This window comes from Acinetobacter pollinis (genome assembly GCF_015627175.1).
GTDB lineage: Bacteria > Pseudomonadota > Gammaproteobacteria > Pseudomonadales > Moraxellaceae > Acinetobacter > Acinetobacter pollinis.
The window spans coordinates 1-22,392 of the sequence record NZ_VTDQ01000020.1; the positions used below are offsets into that span (position 1 = coordinate 1).

Genomic DNA, 22,392 nt, shown 5'->3' on the forward strand with positions numbered 1-22,392 from the left:
GTTCTGGACAAGAAATTTCAAATCAACCATTGGTAAGCGGAGACATCAGTAGCGACCCAACACAATCCGACTCTGATTGGAAATATTATGGTCGTGATGCAGATGGCACACGCTACTCTCCATTAAAACAAATTAATGCAGACAATGTAAAAAATTTACAACGTGCATGGGTATATCACACAGGTGACTTACCTCCTGCGGGCAAAAAAGATGTATGGGCTGCTGAGCACACACCAATTAAAGTCGGTAACGGTCTTTATGTTTGTAGTGCAACCAATAATGTTAGTCGCGTAGACCCAGCAACAGGTAAAGAAGTATGGAAGTTTAAATCAAACGTTGCTTATGAAAGCATTCCATATACTGCTGCATGCCGTGGTCTCACATATTACGAATCTAAAGTTATTCCTCGTGGTCAAGCCTGCCATACACGTATTGTATTAGGCACGTTAGATATGCGTTTAATTGCTTTAGATACCGAAACAGGTGAGCCATGTGCAAACTTTGGTGATCATGGTACAACAAATCTAAATACAGGTCTTGGCCATACAGTGCCAGGTTTTGTTTCAGTCACATCACCTGCAACAATTGTAGATGATACTGTGATCGTAAACCATGAAGTACGTGATAACCAACGTCGTTGGGCACCATCTGGTGTAATTCGTGGCTACGATGCGGAAACAGGTAAATTCAAATGGGCATGGGACATGAAACGTCCAGATGACCATAGCGAACCAAAACCTGGACAAGAATATAGTCGTGGTACACCAAACTCTTGGGCACCAATGATTAGTGATGAAAAATTAGGATTGGTTTATATTCCTATGGGTAACGCTGCTGCAGACCACTATACTGCCATGCGTAGTCCTGAAGAAGAAAAAGTAAATGCTTCATTGGTTGCTTTAGATGCAAAAACTGGTGACTTGCGTTGGACTTTCCAAACTGTACATAAAGATGTTTGGGATCAAGATTTAGGCTCACAGCCAACACTGATTGATTATCCAGATGCAGATGGAAAATCTGTTCCAGCAATGTTAGTACCAACAAAACTTGGCCAAACATTCTTATTAAATCGTGAAAATGGCAAACCATTGTCACGTGTGGAAGAACGTCCTGTTCCAACAACAGGCGGTGTAAAAGATGATCCTCGTTCTCCGACACAACCTTTCTCAGTAGACATTCCACGCTTAGGTTTCCCAGATCTAAATGAAACGAAAATGTGGGGTATTTCACCAATCGATGAAATGATATGTCGTATCAAATATCGTAAAGCCAACTATCAAGGGATCGACACACCACCTAGTCTAGATAAACCATTTATCATGTACCCAGGAAATAATGGTGGTAGCGATTGGGGAAGTTACTCTTATGACAGCAATCGTGGTGTGATTATTGCGAACTGGAATAATAACCCAATGTACGGTCAGCTTATTACACGTGCACAAGCCAATAAAGATGGCTTAGAATCGATGGATGCTAAAAACTATAAACCTGTAGGTGGTATTGGTCGACCAATGGCAGATACACCATATGGTATTGAAATTAGCGCATTCTTTAGTCCAACAGGTATGTTATGTAGCGAACCACCATACGGTATGATCACTGCTATTGATTTACACAATAAATCAATTTTATGGCAACATCCGCTAGGTAGTGCTGAACGTAATGGTCCATTTAATATGGCGACACACATGCCTATTAATATTGGTACACCAAACAATGGTGGTCCAATTACTACAGCAGGAAATATTATCTTTATCGCTGCAACTACAGATAATAAAATCCGTGCATTAGACCTACGTACAGGTAAAGAGCTATGGAGTGACACACTTCCTGCAGGTGGTCAAGCAACACCTATGACGTACTCAATTAATGGTGAACAATATCTTGTCATTATGGCAGGTGGACATCACTTCATGCGTACAGGTGTAAGTGATGCTCTCGTTGCATATAAGCTTCCAAAGAATATGCAATAAACTTAAATAGAAGACTTAAAAAAACCAGCATTTATGCTGGTTTTTTATTTAACTTCGATTAGAAATTATTTGGATTTTCCAATTTACTCATCTCAACCACTTTATTTGGATCATGTACTGCAGCAACGCCATCTGCATCAATCACATCAATATTTTGTTCAGGATTATAAATACTAATGGTTTCATTACCTTCCGTATCTTCTCCAACAATATATTTCACGCCTGTGCGATTCATCTTATGGCATAAACGCTGATACCAACCCTTTAATCCAGTCGTTTCCTCATTAGGGTTGTGATAAAAAGCATTCATTACAGCAGGTAAGCCTAGCCCACATACCAATCCAGACATTAATACACTAATAAAAGTATAGCCAATCAGAATACTACTATAAGGACTTAATGATGGATGGTTAGCTACAGCAAGAATCAAGGCCAGCGAAATACCACCACGTACGCCTCCCCAACTTAAAATAGTTAAACTTCCGTTATAACTGTTTTTTCTAAATGCAGGAATAAAGGCAAAAGACAAAAAGTTTGCTGCAAATCGAGAGATATGTAGAATAATAAATGCAACCATTCCGCCTAAAATCATATCTGCATTTAAGTCTAAAATGAAAAGCTCTAAGCCAATGAGCGTAAATAGAAATGAGTTAATAATACCTTCAACTGTATGCCAAAAGTGATTAATCTCTGTCGTTTCCCGCTCGCCTAAAATTTCTTCCCATTTATTACCTACAATTAAACCACCAATCACACAAGCAATAGGCGCTGAAGCATGTGCAAACAATGCAACTAAGTAAGAACCACAAGCCAATAATGCCGTCGTTAAAATTAATGATTCGTGCTCATGCTTACCACGTAAAAGTCGTAAAATTCCTGTACCAAATGCCCAACCAATTAAGACAGCAACAACAATTTCGTACAGTAGTGTTTCTAATGTGCCCGCCAGCGTAAAATGATTACCCTGAATTACATTTAACAATGTCATAAATACGGCAATACACATTGCATCATTAAATAATGATTCACCTTCTAATTTAACAATAAGATGGTGCGGTGCTCTTACAGAACTTAGAACACCTTTTACCCCGATTGGATCTGTTGCACCAAGTGCCGAGCCTAAAAGTAACAACACCAATAAAGGTACAGGACTACCAATTAAAAATTGAAATCCGTATAACATACCACCAAATAATACTGCACAAAGCACTAAAGAAATGGTTGCTAAAATACCAATAGGCTTCCAGTGATTTCTTAAATCAGATATTTTAAATTTCAATGCAGAAGATGTTAAAATAAAACAGATCACACCATTAATTAAAAAATCATAAAAATCAATATGCCTGACTGCATTTTCAATATTATGAATATTAATAGTAATAAATTGATTTCCGCTGAGTAAACTTGCACCCCACTGCAAAATAAAAACCAATAGTGCAGAAACAATCGGAACACCAATCGCTTGAGGAAAACCCAAAATACGCTTATTAAATATCGTCGTTGCAATAGATAAGGCAAAAATTACAGTAAACACCTGTAATATAAAATAACTTCCCATACGTACACGTACCTTTTACTTACAACTTACATCATCATCAAAATATATTCAGCTGAATATAGAAAGGGATATATTAAATATCCCTTTAAGCTTAAATCGTTGTATTAAATGTATCACAATCTTGGATACTGCCAGATTTAAATCCTCGATCGAACCAATGCATTCGCTGTTCACTGGTTCCATGAGTAAAGCTATCTGGCACAACTTGACCTGTCGCACGTTTTTGCAAGTAGTCATCACCAATTTTTTCAGCAGCATCCATCGCTTGATGAATATCACCTTCATCAAGAAATTTTACACGATCATTTGTACGTTTTGCCCATACACCAGCAAAACAATCTGCTTGCAACTCTTGCTTTACTGAAAGCTGATTCCCTACTTTTTCGCTTGATTGACGGCGCAAATTATACACTTGATCAGAAACACCCAATAAGTTTTGGACATGATGACCCACTTCATGCGCAATCACATAAGCCAAGGCAAAATCACCCGCCTGATCCTTTCTTGAAAATTCAGTTTGGTTACTACTTGCTGTAATTCCCATTTTATTTTTCATTTCTTGGAAAAATGAGGTGTCTAAATAAACTTTCTGATCTGTTGGGCAATAAAATGGTCCCATTGCAGCACGTCCCGCACCACAAGCAGTCGTTGTTGAACCACTATATAAAACTAATTTTGGATCGGTATAACGTTTTCCATTTTCCTGAAAAATCTGTGTCCATGTTTTTTCAGTATCTGCCAATACCGTTGCAGAAAATTGTTTTGCTTCAGCCTGATCTACAGTTTGATGTTCTAAAGGTTTACTTTCGCTTTGTCCCTGTTGCTGCGTCACTTGTTTAGTTACCTGATACGCCTGCTGAGGATTTACACCAAAAAACTTCCATGCCACAAATGCAACGACTAAGCCAATAATACTAATGCCACCTGCTTTTAAACCACCACCACCTCGACGGTCTTCAACGTTGGTACTCTCTTCTCGGTCTTTCCAGCGCATTTTATTCCCTTTCTTTAAAATATTAAGATTTGTTAAATACTTTTTTTGCTGTTCCCACGACAATAAATACAATAAGTCCGGCAACCAGTCCAAGCGCCAAATTAATAAACATAGGCGTCGTACTGCTTAATATTGTGCCCACATTTGGAATAGAGCCCACATAATCTGCAGAGTCTTCTGTAAAATGATGTGCAGCAGGAATAGCATGGCTAATAATTCCACCGCCTACCAAGAACATTGCAATAGTTCCTACAATAGAAAGCAATTTCATTAATTTTGGTGCAAAGCTGAGTAATAGGCCACCTACTGTTTTTTGCCATGCTTGTGTTTTATTTTTTAAATACAAACCAAAATCGTCAATTTTTACGATTAAAGCGACAAAACCATAGACACCAATCGTCATTGCAATAGAAATTAAACTCATGACAATAACTTTATCTAACAATGTCGCTTCTGCTACAGTGCCTAAGGTAATTACAATAATCTCGGCTGATAAAATAAAATCCGTTTTAATCGCACCTTTTATTTTGTCTTTTTCGTAAGCCTCTGCATTTTTTTCCGAAAGTTCAGCCTCTGTATCATCATGCGCGTGCCCTTTCTTTTTCTGAAAAGCATGTATGACTTTCTCTATCCCTTCATAACAAAGGAATAAACCACCCACTACAAGTAGAGGATTAATTAACCATGGGGCAAAAACACTAATTAAAAGGGCAAGAGGAACTAAAATACATTTATTAAGGAAGGAGCCTTTTGCAACGCCCCATACCACTGACAATTCTCTGTCGGCTTTTACGCCTGTGACTTGCTGAGCATTGAGTGCTAAATCATCGCCCAATACACCTGCTGTTTTTTTTGCTGCGACTTTGCTCATTACAGCAACATCGTCTAGCGTAGATGCAATATCATCTAGCAAAAGAAGTAAGCTACCAGCCATTTTCATCTCTTTTTTGGTTTTTATACTTTATTTTAATCTGTTTTCTTGCTATTTAAATAGTAAATATCGCAATATCAATACAAAGCCTGTATATCAACACATAACCGTTATATCTATGATACAGCGGATCAATTTATGACGTACAATATCGTAACTTAAAATTTAAATCGCTCATTTAGGATTATAGTATGACAGTAGAAAATCAACGTCCAATTATTTTAACTGGGGATCGTCCAACAGGACAGTTACATTTAGGACACTTTGTTGGTTCTTTACGCTCACGTGTAGGTTTACAAGATTCTCACCATCAACACATCTTACTTGCTGATGCACAAGCACTCACAGACAATGCTGATAATTTTGAAAAAGTAAGAAAAAATATTATAGAAGTTGCAACAGATTACCTAGCTGTCGGCATTGATCCAACGAAAACAACGATCTGTGTACAGTCACACTTGTCTGCTTTAAATGAATTGACTATGCTTTATTTAAACTTCGTGACTGTTGCTCGTCTAGAACGCAATCCAACCATTAAATCAGAAATACAGATGCGTGGTTTTGAGCGTGATATTCCTGCTGGCTTTCTTTGCTACCCTGTAGCACAAGCGGCAGACATTACCGCATTTAAAGCCACTGTTGTGCCTGTTGGTGAAGATCAGATACCAATGATTGAACAAACCAATGAAATTATACGTCGTGTTAATAGACAAATAGGCAATGATATTCTGCCAGAGTGTAAAGCACTACTATCAAACGTTGGGCGTCTTCCAGGCTTCGATGGTAAAGCAAAAATGTCTAAATCTTTAGGTAATACGATTGTATTAAACGCAACTGATAAAGACATTAAAAAAGCAGTGAATGCCATGTATACAGACCCAAATCATCTTCGTATTGAAGATCCAGGTCAAGTTGAAGGCAATGTTGTATTTACATATTTAGATGCTTTTGATCCAAATAAAGAAGAGTTAGAAGACTTAAAAGCGCACTACCGTCGTGGTGGCTTAGGCGATGGCACTGTTAAAAAGCGTTTGGAAGGTATTTTAAAAGAACTTATTACACCAATTCGCGAACGCAGAAATGAGCTTTCAAAAGATCCTGACTACATTATGGATGTTCTACAAGAAGGTACAAAGAAGTGTCAGATCTTAACTCAAAGCACTCTAGATGAAATTAAATCAGGTTTAGGGATGTTTAAGTTTTAATAGTACAAGTGAGAAACGTGGGGATGTCATGTCTCGCGTTTTTATTCATGAAACTACATACGCTGACATTTTATCACAAACAGTGACTTAACTATTTGCATAAATTTTATATAATCATTTATGCAAAGAACATAAAGTTTCGTTGTTATACGCAATGTGTCCCCAACCATTGCGTATTTTTTTGTCTGTAGATTCATAAAAAAAGCGACCTCTTTAAGGCCGCTTTGAGGTTTTAATAACTTTACTTACGCTTACGCTGAATGGCATGAATCGCACGACCATCTACAGCCAATGCAGCTTCATGAACGACTTCTGAAAACGTCGGGTGACCAAAAGTCATCAATTGCAAATCTTCTACCGAAGAAACAAACTCAAGTGCAATCATACCTTGGTGAACAATATCAGATGCTGCTGGACCAACAACATGCATACCCAATAAACGATCTGTTTTTGCATCTGCCACAAATTTAACAAAACCAGCACTTTCGCCTGCTGCAAGTGCACGACCATTTACAGCAAATGGGAATTGCCCTGCTTTCACTTCGTAGCCTTGTTCTTTCGCTGCTTCTTCAGTTAAACCCACCCAAGCAGCTTCAGGATGCGTATAGATCACACTGATAATGGTATCATAGTTCACTTGAGCCGCATGACCATGCATACGCTCAACAGCCATTACGCCCTCTTCCATCGCTTTATGTGCAAGCATTGGTCCGCGTACAAGATCACCAATCGCATAGACACCATCTACAGATGTTGCACAGTGATCATTCACTTCTACGAAACCACGTTCTGTGATTTTAACGCCCGAGTCTTCAGCAAGAAGACCAGCTGCATAAGGTTTACGTCCGACACAAACAATAAGCTTATCAAAAGTTTCTGTTTGTTCCTGACCATTTTGCGTATATTTAACCAATACTTCGTTATTATTAACTTCTGTACCTGCCACCTTAGCGCCAATACGAATATCTAGACCCTGTTTTTTCAGAATTTTTTGATATTCTTTTGCAAGTGCTTTGTCAGCCATTGGTAAGAATGTATCCATCGCTTCAAACACAACGACTTCTGCACCCAAACGACGCCATACAGAACCAAGCTCTAGGCCAATAACACCCGCACCAATGACCCCTAAGCGTTTTGGTACTTCAGGAAAGCTTAATGCGCCTGTCGAGTCGACAATAAGCTCTTGATCTACAGGTGCAACAGGAATGTTTACAGGCACAGAACCTGATGCCAGAATTACATACTTTGGTGATAAAACTTGTGTTTCACCTTCATGCGGTACAAATTCTACTTTTTTACCTGCAAGGAGTTTCCCCGTACCTTGCAACCACTCAATATCATTGCCTTTAAGAAGTTGAGCGACACCACCTGTCAGTTGCTCTACAACTTTATCTTTTCTAGCAAGTAATTTTGCAAGATCAACAGATACTTCACCTGTTGTAATACCATGATCTGCAAGCTCATGTTGCGTAGATTCAAAGCGATGAGATGAATCGAGTAATGCTTTTGATGGAATACAACCCACATTTAGACAAGTACCGCCTAAAGATGGTTTTCCATTGTGAATACGCTTTTCAATACATGCAACTTTAAAGCCTAACTGTGCCGCACGAATTGCAGCTTCATAACCACCTGGCCCACCGCCAATCACAACAAGATCAAACTGTTGAGACATATTTATCTCCATAGACCACAATAAGTGGTTTAACTTATTGTGGTTTTTATAGCTGTTCGTTTAAAAAATTAAAGATCGAGAATTAGTTTTGCTGGCTCTTCTAAAAGCTCTTTCACTGTTACTAAGAATCCAACAGCCTCTTTACCATCGATCATACGATGATCGTAAGACAAAGCAAGATACATCATCGGTAAAATAACCACTTCACCATTGACAGCCATTGGGCGCTCTTGAATCTTGTGCATACCTAAAATACCAGTTTGTGGCTGGTTCAAAATAGGTGTAGAAAGCAATGAACCAAATGTTCCACCATTCGTAATCGTAAATGTTCCACCGCTCATTTCTTCAATAGACAATTTACCATCACGTGCTTTTTCAGCGTATCCACGAATGCCCGCTTCAACTTCTGCATAACTCAATCTATCTGTATCACGTAAGACTGGCACAACCAAGCCACGCTCAGATGAAACTGCAACGCCAATATCGTAATAACCATGATAGACAATATCATCGCCATCTATAGATGCATTCACTGCAGGATAGCGTTTTAATGCTTCAGTTACCGCTTTTACAAAGAACGACATAAAGCCTAGACGTGCACCATGACGTTTTTCGAAAAGATCTTTATATTGCTGACGAATATCCATAATTGGCTTCATGTTGACTTCATTAAATGTTGTCAACATCGCAGTTTCTTGTGTTGCAGAAAGTAATCTTTCAGCCACACGTTTTCTTAAACGTGTCATTGGTACACGTTTTTCAATACGCTCACCTACAGCCATGCTTAATGGAGCGACTTGAGGAGATACTGGTGCAGATGTTGGCTTACTTTGATGATTAACAACATCTTCTTTTGTAATACGACCACCACGACCAGTACCTTGTACTTCTTCAGCCGAAATACCTGTTTCTGTTAAAGCCTTACGCACAGAGGGTGCCTGATGCTGTACTTGTTCACGCTCAACAATAGCAGATGCACCTGCTTCTGTTTTTGAAGAAGCAACTTCTACACTTTCTTTAACTTCAGAAGACTGTGTCGATACAGCGGGTGCCGAACCCTCTTCAAACTGTGCAATCACTTCATTTGAAAGTACTGTATCACCTTCATTTTTAGCAATTGAGACCAAACTACCATCTGCAGGAGCAACAACTTCTAGCACCACTTTATCTGTTTCAATATCACAAATCACTTCATCACGTGATACTGTTTCACCTACTTGCTTGTGCCAAGTAGCAATTGTTCCATCTGCTACTGACTCTGGAAATACGGGTGCCTTAATTTCGGTTGCCATTTCTATCATTTCTCCTGATTATTCAGCTTCAATCGCCAACGCGTCAGAAATAAGCTGAGCTTGTTGTTTTGCATGCAAATACGGTGAACCACACGCAGGCGCTGCCGAAGCTTCGCGTCCTGCGAAATGAACTTTAATTTGTTTTCCTGTACTCATAAATCCGTCAAATAGACGTGGTGCAATAAAGTGCCAAGCACCTTGGTTTTGTGGTTCTTCTTGACACCACACCACATCTTTTACATTCGGATAAGCGTCAAGTACTTCAGCTAAACGTTGTGCTGGATATGGATACAATTGTTCTACACGTACAACTGCAACATTTTCCAGATTGACTTCACGGCGTTTTTCTAAAATATCGTAGTAAACCTTACCACCACACAGTACGACACGATTTACATTCGCTTTATTTAATGGGTCTACATCATCAATAACTGTTTGGAATTGGCCATGTGCAAGTTCTTCTAAACTTGAAACAGCCAACTTATGGCGTAATAACGACTTAGGTGACATTACAATAAGTGGTTTACGTAACGGACGAACAACTTGGCGACGTAAAAGATGGAAAATTTGTGCTGGTGTGGTTGGTGTTACCACCTGCATGTTGTCTTCAGCACACAATTGTAAGAAACGCTCTAAACGTGCAGACGAATGTTCAGGTCCCTGACCTTCGAATCCATGCGGTAAAAGCATTGCTAAACCACATACACGCTCCCACTTCGTTTCACCAGATGCGATAAACTGGTCAATGACGACCTGTGCACAGTTTGCAAAGTCACCAAATTGTGCTTCCCAAACGACCAAGGCATGTGGTTGTGTTGTTGCATAACCATATTCAAATGCAAGCACAGCTTCTTCAGAAAGTAATGAATCCCAAAGTGCAAAACGTGGCTGATTTTGTTTAATGTGACAAAGTGGTAGGTATTCTGAACCATCTTTTTGATTGTGAAGTTTTGCATGACGATGTGAAAATGTCCCACGTCCAACATCTTCACCACTAATACGAACTAAATAACCATCATCTAAAATTGTGGCATATGCTAAGGTTTCAGCAGCTCCCCAATTTAATGGCGTTTCACCTGTTTGCATTTTCAAACGTTCGTCAATCACTTTAGATACCTGACGTTGCATTTCAAAACCTTCAGGTAATGTATGCATTCTACGACCAAGCTCTTTCAAACGCTCAATATCGAATGAAGTATCCCAATTATCGGTATAATCTAGACCAAGATACGGCTTCCAGTCGACAAACATTTTCTTGTTTGGTTCAAGCACCAAGGCATTTGCAACGTGCTTACCTGCTTCCAAGTCTGAGCGGTAATGCTCAATCATTTTGTCAGCTTCACCACGGTCTAAAACTTGTTCTTGTACCAATTTATCTGCATATAGTGTACGTGTGGTTGGCTTCTTGCTAATCACTTTATACATCATCGGCTGAGTTGCAGAAGGCTCATCAGCTTCATTATGACCACGACGACGATAACAGAATAAATCGATCACAACATCTTTACGGAATGTATGACGGAAATCATGTGCAAGCTGAGAAATAAATACAACAGCTTCAGGATCATCACCATTTACATGGAAAATTGGTGACTGAACCATTTTTGCAATATCTGTGCAGTATTCAGTTGAACGCGCATCTTTAGGATTTGATGTTGTGAAACCAACTTGGTTGTTCACCACAATATGAACTGTACCACCTACCGTATAGCCACGAGTTTGTGACATTTGGAAGGTCTCCATATTCACACCCTGACCAGCAAATGCAGCATCGCCATGTACAATAATTGGTAGAACATCATCACCGCCAATATCTTTACGACGAACTTGGCGTGCTCTTACCGAACCTTCTACAACAGGGCCAACAATCTCTAAATGCGACGGGTTAAATGCAAGTGCCAAATGCACTTCACCACCAGGTGTGACCACATTTGAAGAAAAACCTTGGTGATACTTCACATCACCAGAACCTTTTTTAGTCAGCGACTTTCCTTCAAACTCACCGAAAAGATCTGCTGGGTTTTTACCCATAATATTAACAAGTAAATTTAAACGACCACGGTGAGGCATCCCAATAACGACTTCTTTACAGCCGACTGCACCTGCACGTTGGATCAATTCATTTACCATAGGAATAAAAGATTCACCACCTTCCACACCAAAGCGTTTTGCACCAACGTATTTATTGCCTAAATATTTTTCTAAACCTTCAGCAGCAGTTAGACGTTCCAAGACGTGCTTTTTTTGACCTGCTGAGAAATTAAATTGACCACGTGCACCTTCTAGACGCTGTTGAATCCAACGCTTCTCTACAGTATTTACGATGTGCATGTATTCGGCACCAATAGACTGACAGTAGGTTGCTTCCATTGCATCTACCATTTCGCCTAGCGTTGCTTCACTTTTGCCAATCGCTAAATTACCTGTATTAAAGATCGTATCTAGATCAGATTTAGTTAAACCATGTGCGCCTAACTCTAAATCTGGTACTTCTTCACGATCTGCAATACCTAAAGGATCGAGATGTGCTTTTTGATGACCACGGTTACGATACGCTGCGATGAGTTGTAATACACCCACTTGGCGGCGTTCATGCTCTGTACTTACTGTACTTTGTACAATTGGTTGTCCACGATTTGAATTACGACCGAGTAATAGAAATTGTTCACGCACAGATCCGTGTGGTTGATCGCCCTTAGGGTATTTATCGAAATATTTACGCCAGTCTTCACTGACTGTAGATGGAGAAGTTAAGTACTGCTCATATAGTTGTTCAATATATGCTGCACTATCAGCTGAAAGTTCAGTATCGAGACGCAGTGCGTCAGCAACTTCTTGCATTTTTGGACCCATTTCCTTGTTGCAAAAACATTTACAGGCTACTCGTGAAGCAACCCATGATCGATCATGTCAATAGTTGAAAATACGATTAACATTATGCCCGACTAGAGTAATATTTGTTGAATATAGGCCTCGTATTAGATCAAATACTCACCTAACACTTATAATGAGACATCAATCTCACTCAACATCACTCATTTATATACCCAGTTTTACACTGTGCAATTTTTACTAATCGACTTAGAAAAAATAAACCACTATTTAGCTTTTCTAAAGCGACTCAATCCTTGTGTACACTTTACTGTTTTTTCATACTATCTAGCATGGCTAAGCTGGCTTTTTTCAATGTTCTTGCCTAGAAATTCTATCACAGGTATTTTCGCTTTTTATGCCTTTTGTCATCAGGATTTCATGAATAAAAGGTGTATGTTTATCACTATTTCTAATGTTGAGCTTAGTACACATTTTTTTCAAGAAAAACAAACGCATTACAGGCTTTCATTTACATAAATAAAATAAAAGCGCACCCAAGTGCGCTCTTATTTACAACTCGTTACCCTGCTTGATCTAAAAGCATATTACGAATGTGACCAATTGCCTTGGTTGGGTTTAAACCTTTAGGGCAAACAGATACACAATTCATAATACCTTTACAACGGAATAAGCTAAATGGATCGTCTAAACGTGAAAGACGATCTGCTGTTGCTGTATCACGAGAATCGATAATAAAACGATATGCATTTAACAATGCAGATGGGCCGAGGAATTTATCTGGGTTCCACCAAAATGAAGGACAAGATGTCGAACAACATGCACATAAGATACATTCATACAGACCATTTAAATGATCACGCTCTTCTGGTGTCTGTAAGCGCTCTTTTGGCGGTGCAGGCTGATTATTAATTAAGAAAGGTTGAATCTTGTCATATTGATCATAGAACTGATTCATATCTACAACAAGGTCTTTAATTACAGGTAGACCTGGCAGTGGACGAATGACTATTTTCTCTGGTAAACCATTTAGATTTTGCAAACAAGCCAAACCATTTTTACCATTAATATTGACACCATCCGAACCACAAATACCTTCACGACAAGAACGTCTAAACGTTAACGTTTCATCTTGAATTTTTAGGGCCAACAACGCATCTAACAACATACGATGCTTCTCAGTCAACTCTAACTTAAATGTCTGCATATATGGCGCTTTATCCTTATCAGGATCATAGCGGTAGATTTCGAAAGTACGTGTTCCTCTACTACTCATTTCTATCTCCCAATTAGAATGTACGTGGCTTCGGTTGAATAGGATCAACAGTTAACGGGCTATACCGCACTGGCTTGTACTCTAAATGGTTATCTGCAGCATACCAAAGTGTATGTTTCATCCATTCATCATCACGGCGACCGTAAGAATATGTTGGATGATCAGCAGGTAATTCATAGTCTACAACTGTATGTGCACCGCGACACTCTTTTCGTGCTGCTGCCGAAATAAGGGTTGCTTTCGCAACTTCATACAGATTTTCTACTTCTAGTGCTTCAATACGTGCAGTATTAAATACTTTAGATTTATCTTTTAAATGAATATTACGCACACGTGGCTCAAGTGCAAGAATCTCTTTCACACCCTTGTCTAGTAACGCTTGAGTACGGAATACACCTGCATGGTCTTGTACAATATCACGTATCGCATCTGCAACATCTTGGGCATTTTCACCAGATACGGAGTTATCTAGTTTATTTACACGCGCTAACGTCTGTTCAAGAACATTTGTTGGCAGTGGTGCATAATCATCGCCATGATGCTTAGTCACATAATCAATAATATGCTCGCCTGCTGCTTTTCCAAATACTACGAGGTCAAGTAGAGAGTTTGTACCCAAACGATTTGCACCATGAACAGATACACATGAGCATTCACCAATCGCATACAAGCCTTTTACAGGTTGAGTAAAGTTGCGCTGACTATTGCTTTCGTACTTATCTTCAGCAACATCATAACCTGCTTCTAAAGATGTATCTTTTTCACCTACTGGAACAACGACTTGACCATGAATATTGGTCGGAATACCACCCATTTGATAATGAATGGTAGGCACAACAGGAATTGGTTCTTTTGTAATATCTACGTTTGCGAACTTTTTACCAATTTCAAAAACTGATGGTAAACGCTTCATAATCGTATCTGCACCCAAATGTGTCATATCTAACAAGATATAATCACCTTTTGGCCCACACCCACGACCTTCTTTAATTTCTTGGTCCATAGAGCGAGATACAAAATCACGCGGTGCAAGGTCTTTTAATGTTGGTGCATAACGTTCCATAAATGGTTCGCCATCTTTATTTCTTAAGATTGCACCTTCACCACGACAACCTTCAGTCAGAAGTACGCCTGCGCCAGCAACGCCTGTTGGATGGAACTGCCAAAACTCCATATCTTGCAACGGAATACCAGCACGTGCAGCCATACCTAAGCCATCACCAGTGTTGATATAAGCATTGGTTGATGCACGATACACACGGCCTGCACCACCTGTTGCAAACAATGTTGCCTTAGCTTGGAATACTGCAATGTCACCAGTTTCTTGATCATACGCAGTTACACCAAGTACTTCACCCTCTTCGTTACGAATAAGGTCAAGGGCAATCCACTCTACAAAGAACTGTGTACCCATTTTTACATTGCTTTGATATAGCGTATGTAAAAGCGCATGACCTGTACGGTCAGCTGCCGCACATGCACGTGGTACGGCTTTTTCACCATAATTTGCAGAATGACCACCAAATGGGCGCTGATAAATCGTACCATCATTGTTACGGTCGAAAGGCATACCCATGTGTTCAAGTTCATAAACTACTTTAGGTGCTTCACGACACATAAATTCAATTGCATCTTGGTCACCTAACCAATCTGAACCTTTTACTGTGTCATAGAAGTGATAATGCCAATTATCTTCTTGCATGTTCCCAAGCGATGCACCAATACCACCTTGAGCAGCCACTGTATGTGAACGTGTTGGAAACACTTTGGTAAGAACAGCAACTTTTAAACCTGCTTGAGCAAGTTGATACGCAGCTCTCATACCTGAACCACCACCACCTACGATGACAGCATCAAATGTTAAATTTTGAATATTTGAATAATTTTCTTTGGGAGTAATTGCGCCCATGATGATGTCTTCCTATCTATCGGTTTGCCCAAAAAATCTGGATACCCCAGATTGCATAAACGAATACAGCAATAATTACTGCTGTCGTCAGAACCAAGCGCAAACCCGATGCAGATGGCCCCATGTGACGTGTCGTAACATAGTCCGTAAAGACCTGCCACATACCAATCCATCCATGAGCAACTAAAGAAAGAATCGCAAGCAATGAGAAAATCTTCATTGGAAGCGTCATCATAAAACCAGACCATTGCTCATAGCTAAAACCGCTATGACACAAAATCCATCCAAAAACAATTACAGTATATGCTGCTAAAACGATAGCACTCACACGTTGAATAAACCAATCACGTGAGCCGGAGCCTGTTAAACCTGTAGCACTTTTCATTAGATTACGATCCATATAAACGCTGCGATTATCCCAATCGCAGACAAGCCCAATGAAACTGTAGCTGCCACTCGACCACTCTGTAGTTCCTCATTAAATCCGAGATCTGCAAGCAAGTGTTTAATTCCCATAATGAAATGGTAAATTAATCCTGCAACAAAAGCCCAAACAATAAGGCGTACGAAGAAACTTCCAAAAATTTGTTCTTTCACATAAGTAAAGCCTTCAGGAGAAGACAATGACTTATCCAATATCCATAAAAGTACTGGAACCAACAAGAATACGATTACACCAGACAAACGGTGTAGGATTGATGCAATAGCCACGGGAGAGCGTAAATTAACCGCTAACACCTGTCCCATGGACAAATTGACAGGTCTGTTGCTTTTCACAGCGGGCATCCTGTAAGTAAAAACTCCCTCTGGAGTTTGTTAGATTAATTCAAAGGAAAGCTAGCATATTATTTAGGCATCATGCCTAAATTCTTTTCTATGTCCGAGAATTATAGAACGCCTATTGACAAATTTCAAACAAGGTTCTTGCCCTAAAATCACTCAATTTTAGTTAAATAATAATCATTTATAAAAACCAAATGTGTCCCTAAACCGTATTTAAATCGTCCAAAATCAATCATCTATTTTTATTTTTAAATACTTATATTTTCTCATATATTGATATATTGCATATTTTTAGTGACTTTTTTTATCTTTATTTTTTTTTGATTCAAAATTGTTTTTTTGCGTTTCAGAAGAATTAATGCTTGTTTTATTTAAGCTTATCTCATAAATATGATGTTTTTATGAAAATAAGCGATCTTTTTTTAATCTTTTTTTTGACAAAAAATACCAGCGTTACAAAAATGTTTTACTAAATATTTCTGTGTTCCAAACCTTTATTTTTATATAGGTTCAGCCCTCTACTGTCTAAAAAAAATACATATTTTGGTCAGTTTTACTCTGTATTTTCTCACTTATAAAAAATAAATTACTATATTTTTTCCCCTATCTTGCTGTACATTGAGAACTATAAGGACGTGATATGTTCATTTTGCATACAAGATAAAAAGGGAAATTCATTAAAAACTCCCATGCAGAGTGCAAACACAGGCAGTGACAAGAGGCTGCTTTATCCAGCTTATGCCAGATAAAGCGACTAAACATATCGGATTACATTCACCAGGACAGGAGATCTATGAATGTCTGAAGCAAATACTAAGAAAGCCACACTCAAACTTAATGGACAAGAAATAGAGTTACCCATTTACAGTGGTACATTAGGCCCAGACGTTATTGATGTTAAGGATGTCCTTGCGTCAGGACACTTCACTTTTGATCCTGGCTTCATGGCAACAGCATCTTGCGAATCAAAAATTACTTATATTGATGGCAATGCAGGAATTTTACTGCATCGTGGCTACCCAATTGATCAACTGGCAACAAAAACAGACTATTTAGAAACATGCTATTTATTATTAAATGGCGAATTACCGACACCTGAACAGAAAAAAGAATTTGATAGTCAGGTTCGTAACCATACTATGGTACACGATCAAGTCAGCCGTTTCTTTAATGGTTTCCGTCGCGATGCACACCCTATGGCAATTATGGTAGGTGTTGTTGGCGCGCTTTCTGCGTTTTATCACAACAATCTCGACTTAGATGATGTAAACCATCGTGAAATTACAGCTATTCGCCTAATTGCAAAAGTACCTACGCTTGCAGCATGGAGCTACAAGTATACTGTAGGGCAACCATTTATTTATCCTAGAAATGACTTAGATTATGCAGAAAACTTTTTGCATATGATGTTTGCAACACCTGCCGATCGTGACTATAAGGTAAATCCAATTCTTGCAAAAGCTATGGATCGTATCTTTACATTACATGCAGACCATGAGCAAAATGCGTCTACGTCTACAGTACGTTTAGCAGGTTCTACTGGTGCTAACCCTTACGCATGTATTTCAGCAGGAATTGCAGCACTTTGGGGGCCTGCACATGGTGGTGCAAACGAAGCTGTTTTAAAAATGCTTGATGAAATTGGTTCAGTTGAAAACGTTGCAACGTTCATGGAGAAAGTTAAAACCAAAGAAGTTAAACTGATGGGCTTTGGCCACCGTGTTTATAAAAACTTCGACCCTCGTGCTAAAGTCATGAAAGAAACCTGTGATGAAGTACTGGGTGCATTAGGTATTAATGATCCGCAACTTGAACTTGCTATGGAACTCGAACGAATTGCTCTTTCAGATGAATACTTTATCAAACGCAATTTATATCCAAATGTAGACTTTTATTCAGGAATTATCTTAAAAGCAATTGGTATTCCTACCTCTATGTTTACTGTTATTTTTGCGCTTGCACGTACTATTGGGTGGATTACACACTGGTTAGAAATGCAATCGACAGCTCATAAAATTGGTCGTCCACGTCAACTCTATACTGGCGAAACACAACGAGATATTCAACGCTAATTATAGTAAAAAAAAGCTGCCTTATTGGCAGCTTTTTTATTCAAATAAAAATTACATTTGTGATTGGATGTAATTTTGTTCACCGATTAATTCAACAAGGCGGATTTGTTTTTCTAACCAGTAAGTATGATCTTCTTCTGTATCAGATAGCTGACGACGCAACATATCTCTACTCACATAATCTTTATGTTCTTCACAAAGTTTGATTCCTTGAACCAATTTTTCACGAACATGATACTCCAATGCTAAGTCAGCTTTTAAGCAAGAGATCACATCTGTACCAACATCAATGTCATCACGGCCCATATCAGGCGTACCACCAAGGAAGAGCACACGGCGAATAATATCATCTGCGTGTGATGCTTCTTCCTCCATCTCGTGATTAATACGCTCATAGATTTTACCTAGACCCCAATCTTCATACATACGAGAATGAATAAGATATTGGTCTCTAGCTGCCAATTCGCCGCCAATTAGCATATTAAGGTAATCTATAACTTCTGGATTGCCACGCATCTGAGTTCTCCTAATTCAATAAAGACATTATGCTTTTTTTTCAATCTAGTTGCAAAACAAATATAAGCATAAGTTACTGATTTTTATATAATTAAAATGAGAAGCATACGCATTTACAATTATAAAAATAATTTCCTATTAAAAAATAGATGTTTAACATTAGCTAAATTAAAAAAAGACCATATTTACAATATGATCTTTTTTGTAACTAAAAAGAATGAATCTTATTCATCAGCCTCATTGGGTGTTTGTCCATAATCTTTCATAAGTATAAGAAATTCAGATTCAGATAAAACTTGAATACCTAACTTTTGCGCCTTATCAAGTTTAGAACCCGCTTTTTCACCAGCAACCAGACATTTTGTTTTACTTGAAACACTTCCGCTTACACGTGCGCCTAATGCTTGTAACATTTGTGTTGCTTGATCTCGATTTAGTTCTGAAAGTGTTCCAGTCAGCACCCAACTTTCACCGTTTAAAGGCTGTGATGTAGAAGCACTTGGCGCGTCCCAATGTATACCACTTTCTAAAAGTTTATCTATCACTTCAATATTATGTTCAGCCTGAAAAAAATCAGCAATCCATTCTGCTGTAATTTCTCCAACATCTGGTGTTTTTTTCAGGGATTCAGTATCTGCTTTACGCAAAGCTTCCAACGTTTTAAATGTGGTCGCTAACATACGTGCTGTTGTTTCACCTACCCCTCGAATTCCTAAGGCATAAATAAAACGTGCCAGTGTGGTTTTTTTACTAACTTCAATTGCATTAAAGAGATTCTGTACAGATTTTTCACCCATTTTTTCTATATTTAGAAGTGTCTCTTTATGTTTATTTAAATGATAAATATAAGAAACATCTTTTAATAACTCTAAATGTAAAAGAGACTCAACCCAGCGATCACCAAGACCCTCTATATCCATCGCTTTTCTAGAGACAAAATGGCGTATTGCTTCTATGCGTTGTGCTGCACAATATAACCCACCTGAACAGCGTGCAAGGGCTTCTCCTTCAGGCATAACCACAGGAGATGCACAAACAGGACAGCTTTCAGGAAGCATCGTTTCTTGCAGATCTTCTACTCTTAGATCGTGCCAAACTTTTTCAACCTTTGGAATCACATCTCCAGTCCGATATACACTAATCGTATCGCCAATGCGTACATCTAAACGGTGTACTTCTCCAATATTATGTAAGGTTACATTAGATACAGTTACACCACCGACGAGTACAGGGGTTAAACGTGCAACAGGCGTTAAAGCTCCTGTTCTGCCAACTTGCCAATCAATACCTTCCACTTTAGTGATTGCAGCCACAGCAGGAAATTTATAGGCGGTTGCCCAACGTGGTTCTCGGCTCAGAAAACCCAACTGTTTTTGTTGTTTTAGGCTATCTACCTTAATAACCATACCATCAATTTCGACAGCTAAATGATCGCGCTCCTCTTGTATTTGTTCATATTTGTCCTGAACCTCTTGAATAGATTTACAAAGGAACTGACGCTCTGCAATTTCAAAACCTAATTGTGTAAGCCACTGTAAACTCTCATGCATTGTTTCTAAAGTATTTGCAGGTTCACACTGGGCAATTCCATAGGCATAAAAAGCAAGGGGTCTAGATGCAGCAATGTTTGGATCAAGTTGTCTTAAGCTTCCTGCTGCTGCATTACGTGGGTTAGCAAATGTTTTTTCACCCTTTTCTTCATTGGTTTTATTTAACTTTTCAAATCCAGACTTGGGCATGAGTACTTCACCACGTACCTCTAATAAACTTGGCAACTCAACATTGCTCGTATGAAGTATCTTCGGTAAATTACGAATCGTTTTCACATTTTGTGTGATTTCTTCTCCAGTTTCACCATCCCCACGTGTTACTCCTTTTACGAAGACTCCATGCTCATACCATAAGGAAATTGCCAAACCATCTAACTTTAGCTCAACATCATAGTTCACATGCTGGTTTGGTAATCTTTCTTCAACACGGCGAGCAAATGCAAATAGATCTTCTTGATTAAATACATTTCCTAACGACAGCATAGGTACTGCATGAACAACTGTATTAAACTTACTTAATGCTTCTCCACCTACACGTTGCGTGGGTGTATCGTGCTGTATATAGGCAGGATATGCTGTCTCTAAATCTTTCAACTGGTGAAATAGCTGATCATATTCATGGTCAGAAATTGTTGGTTCATCCATCACATAATACGCATGATTATGTTTCGCTAACAATTGAATGAGTTGTCGCATACGACTCACAATTTGTGTTTTATCTATATTCACCATAAAAACCACCGTAAAAAAGGCGGAACAATCCGCCTTTTATTTTTAAAATTGATCAGGCTGATGCTGTTGGTTTAAAATCAATGACCTGACGACGCCAATACTCTTTCAATTGGACAGATAACTCATCGTTATTTTCGTCAAATACTTTGCCATCAATTTCCCTTGCAATAAGCCCTGCAGTACTAGCCATGGTATCGAAGCCTTCTTGTGCATATGTATTTGGCAATGCTAAAAAGAAGGCTAAACCGTGCACTTGCTCTGTAGAAAGTGTTTCTAAGTCAAAGCCAACAGGGCCTTCATCAGAAATTTTTAGTACGGAAAACATTAAAGGTGCTTGTGATTGATCATCTTTTGTATCATCTATATTTTTATAGCGATGAAAACAAGATAACTCGCCAAAACGTAATCCATATTTAAGTAATATTTTTAGTGTTTTATCACCAGACAAAATACAGCGTGGCCCAGGATAAACATTTAAGCTAATAATATGCTGTGCATTTGCCAATGAGCATTCATCATCATATCGCTGTTGCTCATTTAAATGCATATCTAAAATAGAGCTTTCTTCATCAAACTCTTTAATTTCAGCTTTTTCTATATCCTTATTTAAATGATATACAGGTTCTTTCTTAGGTTTATCTTCTACAACCTGAACTGCTTGAGCTTGAGTCATTGCTGCTTGTTCTTTTTTTTCAGGTGCAACCGTTGCTACTTCCGGCTCAGCTAAAGATATTTTTTCAACTTTCTCAGTTTGAACCTTTTCTTCAGATGCTTTAGACACATCATTAATCGTTTTGGCTTCTTGAGATTCTATCGCTACTTCAGATTCTTTCTCAGCCGAATTCTCTTTATTTTCTTGAGTTTCAGGTACAGTTTGCTTATCAATACTCTTTTTAATTTTTTGACCAAACTCAATCATATTCAATTGCTGTCGAACAAATCGTGGTAAAACAGGTTGATTTGTTTCCGGATTAATATGTAGCTCAGCATCGAGTGACGGTACAAATTCTTTTGGTTTTCTTAACAGTATATACAATGCAAAGATAATAATACCTACTGCAATGACAATACCAATAATTGTAGTTGTTTCCATG

16 protein-coding genes are annotated in these 22,392 nt (G+C 38.6%); 3 read left to right on the forward strand and 13 right to left on the reverse strand.

Annotated elements, in window-relative coordinates:
* Positions 1 to 1,973, forward strand: a 1,973-nt coding sequence (locus I2F23_RS08660; protein WP_213014693.1) for a pyrroloquinoline quinone-dependent dehydrogenase, incomplete at its 5' end; no start/stop codon positions are given.
* Positions 1,974 to 2,031: 58 nt separating this feature from the next.
* Here the strand turns inward: I2F23_RS08660 and I2F23_RS08665 are convergent.
* From I2F23_RS08665 to I2F23_RS08675, 3 genes are all read right to left on the reverse strand, one after another.
* A complete protein-coding gene (locus I2F23_RS08665; protein ID WP_195772201.1) occupies positions 2,032 to 3,531 on the reverse strand; it encodes a cation:proton antiporter in 1,500 nt (499 codons plus the stop codon).
* A 91-nt stretch (positions 3,532 to 3,622) separates the two neighbouring features.
* Positions 3,623 to 4,525: a KPN_02809 family neutral zinc metallopeptidase gene (gene ypfJ, locus I2F23_RS08670; RefSeq protein ID WP_195772202.1), complete on the reverse strand. Its 903-nt coding sequence runs from the start codon at positions 4,523 to 4,525 to the stop codon at positions 3,623 to 3,625.
* A gap of 22 nt (positions 4,526 to 4,547) precedes the next feature.
* Positions 4,548 to 5,459, reverse strand: coding sequence for a DUF808 domain-containing protein (locus tag I2F23_RS08675; protein WP_195772203.1), 912 nt, complete (start codon positions 5,457 to 5,459; stop codon positions 4,548 to 4,550).
* A 188-nt stretch (positions 5,460 to 5,647) separates the two neighbouring features.
* On the opposite strand from I2F23_RS08675, the gene trpS reads away from it, so the two are divergent.
* The gene (gene trpS / locus I2F23_RS08680) at positions 5,648 to 6,661 is read left to right on the forward strand and encodes a tryptophan--tRNA ligase (RefSeq protein ID WP_195772204.1); all 1,014 of its coding nucleotides are present in this window, start codon (positions 5,648 to 5,650) and stop codon (positions 6,659 to 6,661) included.
* Between the two features lie 241 nt (positions 6,662 to 6,902).
* Here trpS and lpdA read toward each other — a convergent pair whose 3' ends face one another.
* The 7 genes from lpdA to sdhC all read right to left on the reverse strand — a co-directional run bounded on the left by lpdA (position 6,903) and on the right by sdhC (position 16,431).
* Positions 6,903 to 8,336 (reverse strand): dihydrolipoyl dehydrogenase, encoded by a 1,434-nt coding sequence (gene lpdA / locus I2F23_RS08685; RefSeq protein WP_195772205.1) that lies wholly within the window; start codon positions 8,334 to 8,336, stop codon positions 6,903 to 6,905.
* Positions 8,337 to 8,404: 68 nt separating this feature from the next.
* Positions 8,405 to 9,628 carry a 2-oxoglutarate dehydrogenase complex dihydrolipoyllysine-residue succinyltransferase gene (gene odhB, locus I2F23_RS08690; protein ID WP_195772206.1) on the reverse strand — a complete coding sequence of 408 codons (1,224 nt, stop codon included), beginning with the start codon at positions 9,626 to 9,628 and terminating at the stop codon, positions 8,405 to 8,407.
* 18 nt (positions 9,629 to 9,646) lie between these two features.
* Entirely contained in the window at positions 9,647 to 12,469 is a 2,823-nt protein-coding gene (locus I2F23_RS08695; RefSeq protein ID WP_195772207.1) for a 2-oxoglutarate dehydrogenase E1 component, read from the reverse strand.
* Between the two features lie 553 nt (positions 12,470 to 13,022).
* Positions 13,023 to 13,736, reverse strand: a complete 714-nt coding sequence (locus I2F23_RS08700) for a succinate dehydrogenase iron-sulfur subunit (RefSeq protein ID WP_195772208.1) — start codon at positions 13,734 to 13,736, stop codon at positions 13,023 to 13,025.
* A gap of 13 nt (positions 13,737 to 13,749) precedes the next feature.
* Positions 13,750 to 15,645, reverse strand: coding sequence for an FAD-dependent oxidoreductase (locus I2F23_RS08705; RefSeq protein WP_195772209.1), 1,896 nt, complete (start codon positions 15,643 to 15,645; stop codon positions 13,750 to 13,752).
* A 16-nt stretch (positions 15,646 to 15,661) separates the two neighbouring features.
* Positions 15,662 to 16,030, reverse strand: coding sequence for a succinate dehydrogenase, hydrophobic membrane anchor protein (sdhD, locus tag I2F23_RS08710; protein WP_195772210.1), 369 nt, complete (start codon positions 16,028 to 16,030; stop codon positions 15,662 to 15,664).
* Positions 16,030 to 16,431 (reverse strand): succinate dehydrogenase, cytochrome b556 subunit, encoded by a 402-nt coding sequence (gene sdhC / locus I2F23_RS08715; protein ID WP_195772211.1) that lies wholly within the window; start codon positions 16,429 to 16,431, stop codon positions 16,030 to 16,032. Before sdhC ends, sdhD begins: the two co-directional genes overlap by 1 nt.
* A 794-nt stretch (positions 16,432 to 17,225) precedes the next feature.
* On the opposite strand from sdhC, the gene gltA reads away from it, so the two are divergent.
* Positions 17,226 to 18,500: a citrate synthase gene (gltA, locus tag I2F23_RS08720; RefSeq protein ID WP_195772212.1), complete on the forward strand. Its 1,275-nt coding sequence runs from the start codon at positions 17,226 to 17,228 to the stop codon at positions 18,498 to 18,500.
* Positions 18,501 to 18,551: 51 nt separating this feature from the next.
* On the opposite strand, the gene ftn is transcribed toward gltA, so the two are convergent.
* The 3 genes from ftn to I2F23_RS08735 all read right to left on the reverse strand — a co-directional run bounded on the left by ftn (position 18,552) and on the right by I2F23_RS08735 (position 22,391).
* Positions 18,552 to 19,016, reverse strand: coding sequence for a heteropolymeric bacterioferritin subunit Ftn (ftn, locus tag I2F23_RS08725; protein WP_195772213.1), 465 nt, complete (start codon positions 19,014 to 19,016; stop codon positions 18,552 to 18,554).
* Positions 19,017 to 19,240: 224 nt separating this feature from the next.
* Positions 19,241 to 21,298 (reverse strand): NAD-dependent DNA ligase LigA, encoded by a 2,058-nt coding sequence (gene ligA / locus I2F23_RS08730; RefSeq protein WP_213014694.1) that lies wholly within the window; start codon positions 21,296 to 21,298, stop codon positions 19,241 to 19,243.
* Between the two features lie 52 nt (positions 21,299 to 21,350).
* Positions 21,351 to 22,391: a cell division protein ZipA C-terminal FtsZ-binding domain-containing protein gene (locus I2F23_RS08735; protein WP_195772214.1), complete on the reverse strand. Its 1,041-nt coding sequence runs from the start codon at positions 22,389 to 22,391 to the stop codon at positions 21,351 to 21,353.
* Position 22,392 lies beyond the last annotated feature (1 nt).

Excerpts from the sequence above, each read along its gene's own strand:
- I2F23_RS08705 (WP_195772209.1), bottom strand. The coding sequence starts at position 15,645 with ATGGGCGCAATTACTCCCAAAGAAAATTATTCAAATATTCAAAATTTA.
- odhB (WP_195772206.1), bottom strand. The coding sequence starts at position 9,628 with ATGGCAACCGAAATTAAGGCACCCGTATTTCCAGAGTCAGTAGCAGAT.
- I2F23_RS08735 (WP_195772214.1), bottom strand. The coding sequence starts at position 22,391 with ATGGAAACAACTACAATTATTGGTATTGTCATTGCAGTAGGTATTATT.
- I2F23_RS08700 (WP_195772208.1), bottom strand. The coding sequence starts at position 13,736 with ATGAGTAGTAGAGGAACACGTACTTTCGAAATCTACCGCTATGATCCT.
- lpdA (WP_195772205.1), bottom strand. The coding sequence starts at position 8,336 with ATGTCTCAACAGTTTGATCTTGTTGTGATTGGCGGTGGGCCAGGTGGT.
- I2F23_RS08695 (WP_195772207.1), bottom strand. The coding sequence starts at position 12,469 with ATGCAAGAAGTTGCTGACGCACTGCGTCTCGATACTGAACTTTCAGCT.
- I2F23_RS08675 (WP_195772203.1), bottom strand. The coding sequence starts at position 5,459 with ATGGCTGGTAGCTTACTTCTTTTGCTAGATGATATTGCATCTACGCTA.
- ftn (WP_195772213.1), bottom strand. The coding sequence starts at position 19,016 with ATGCGTGGCAATCCAGAAGTTATAGATTACCTTAATATGCTAATTGGC.
- trpS (WP_195772204.1), top strand. The coding sequence starts at position 5,648 with ATGACAGTAGAAAATCAACGTCCAATTATTTTAACTGGGGATCGTCCA.
- I2F23_RS08665 (WP_195772201.1), bottom strand. The coding sequence starts at position 3,531 with ATGGGAAGTTATTTTATATTACAGGTGTTTACTGTAATTTTTGCCTTA.
- ypfJ (WP_195772202.1), bottom strand. The coding sequence starts at position 4,525 with ATGCGCTGGAAAGACCGAGAAGAGAGTACCAACGTTGAAGACCGTCGA.
- ligA (WP_213014694.1), bottom strand. The coding sequence starts at position 21,298 with ATGGTGAATATAGATAAAACACAAATTGTGAGTCGTATGCGACAACTC.
- sdhC (WP_195772211.1), bottom strand. The coding sequence starts at position 16,431 with ATGCCCGCTGTGAAAAGCAACAGACCTGTCAATTTGTCCATGGGACAG.
- sdhD (WP_195772210.1), bottom strand. The coding sequence starts at position 16,030 with ATGAAAAGTGCTACAGGTTTAACAGGCTCCGGCTCACGTGATTGGTTT.
- gltA (WP_195772212.1), top strand. The coding sequence starts at position 17,226 with ATGTCTGAAGCAAATACTAAGAAAGCCACACTCAAACTTAATGGACAA.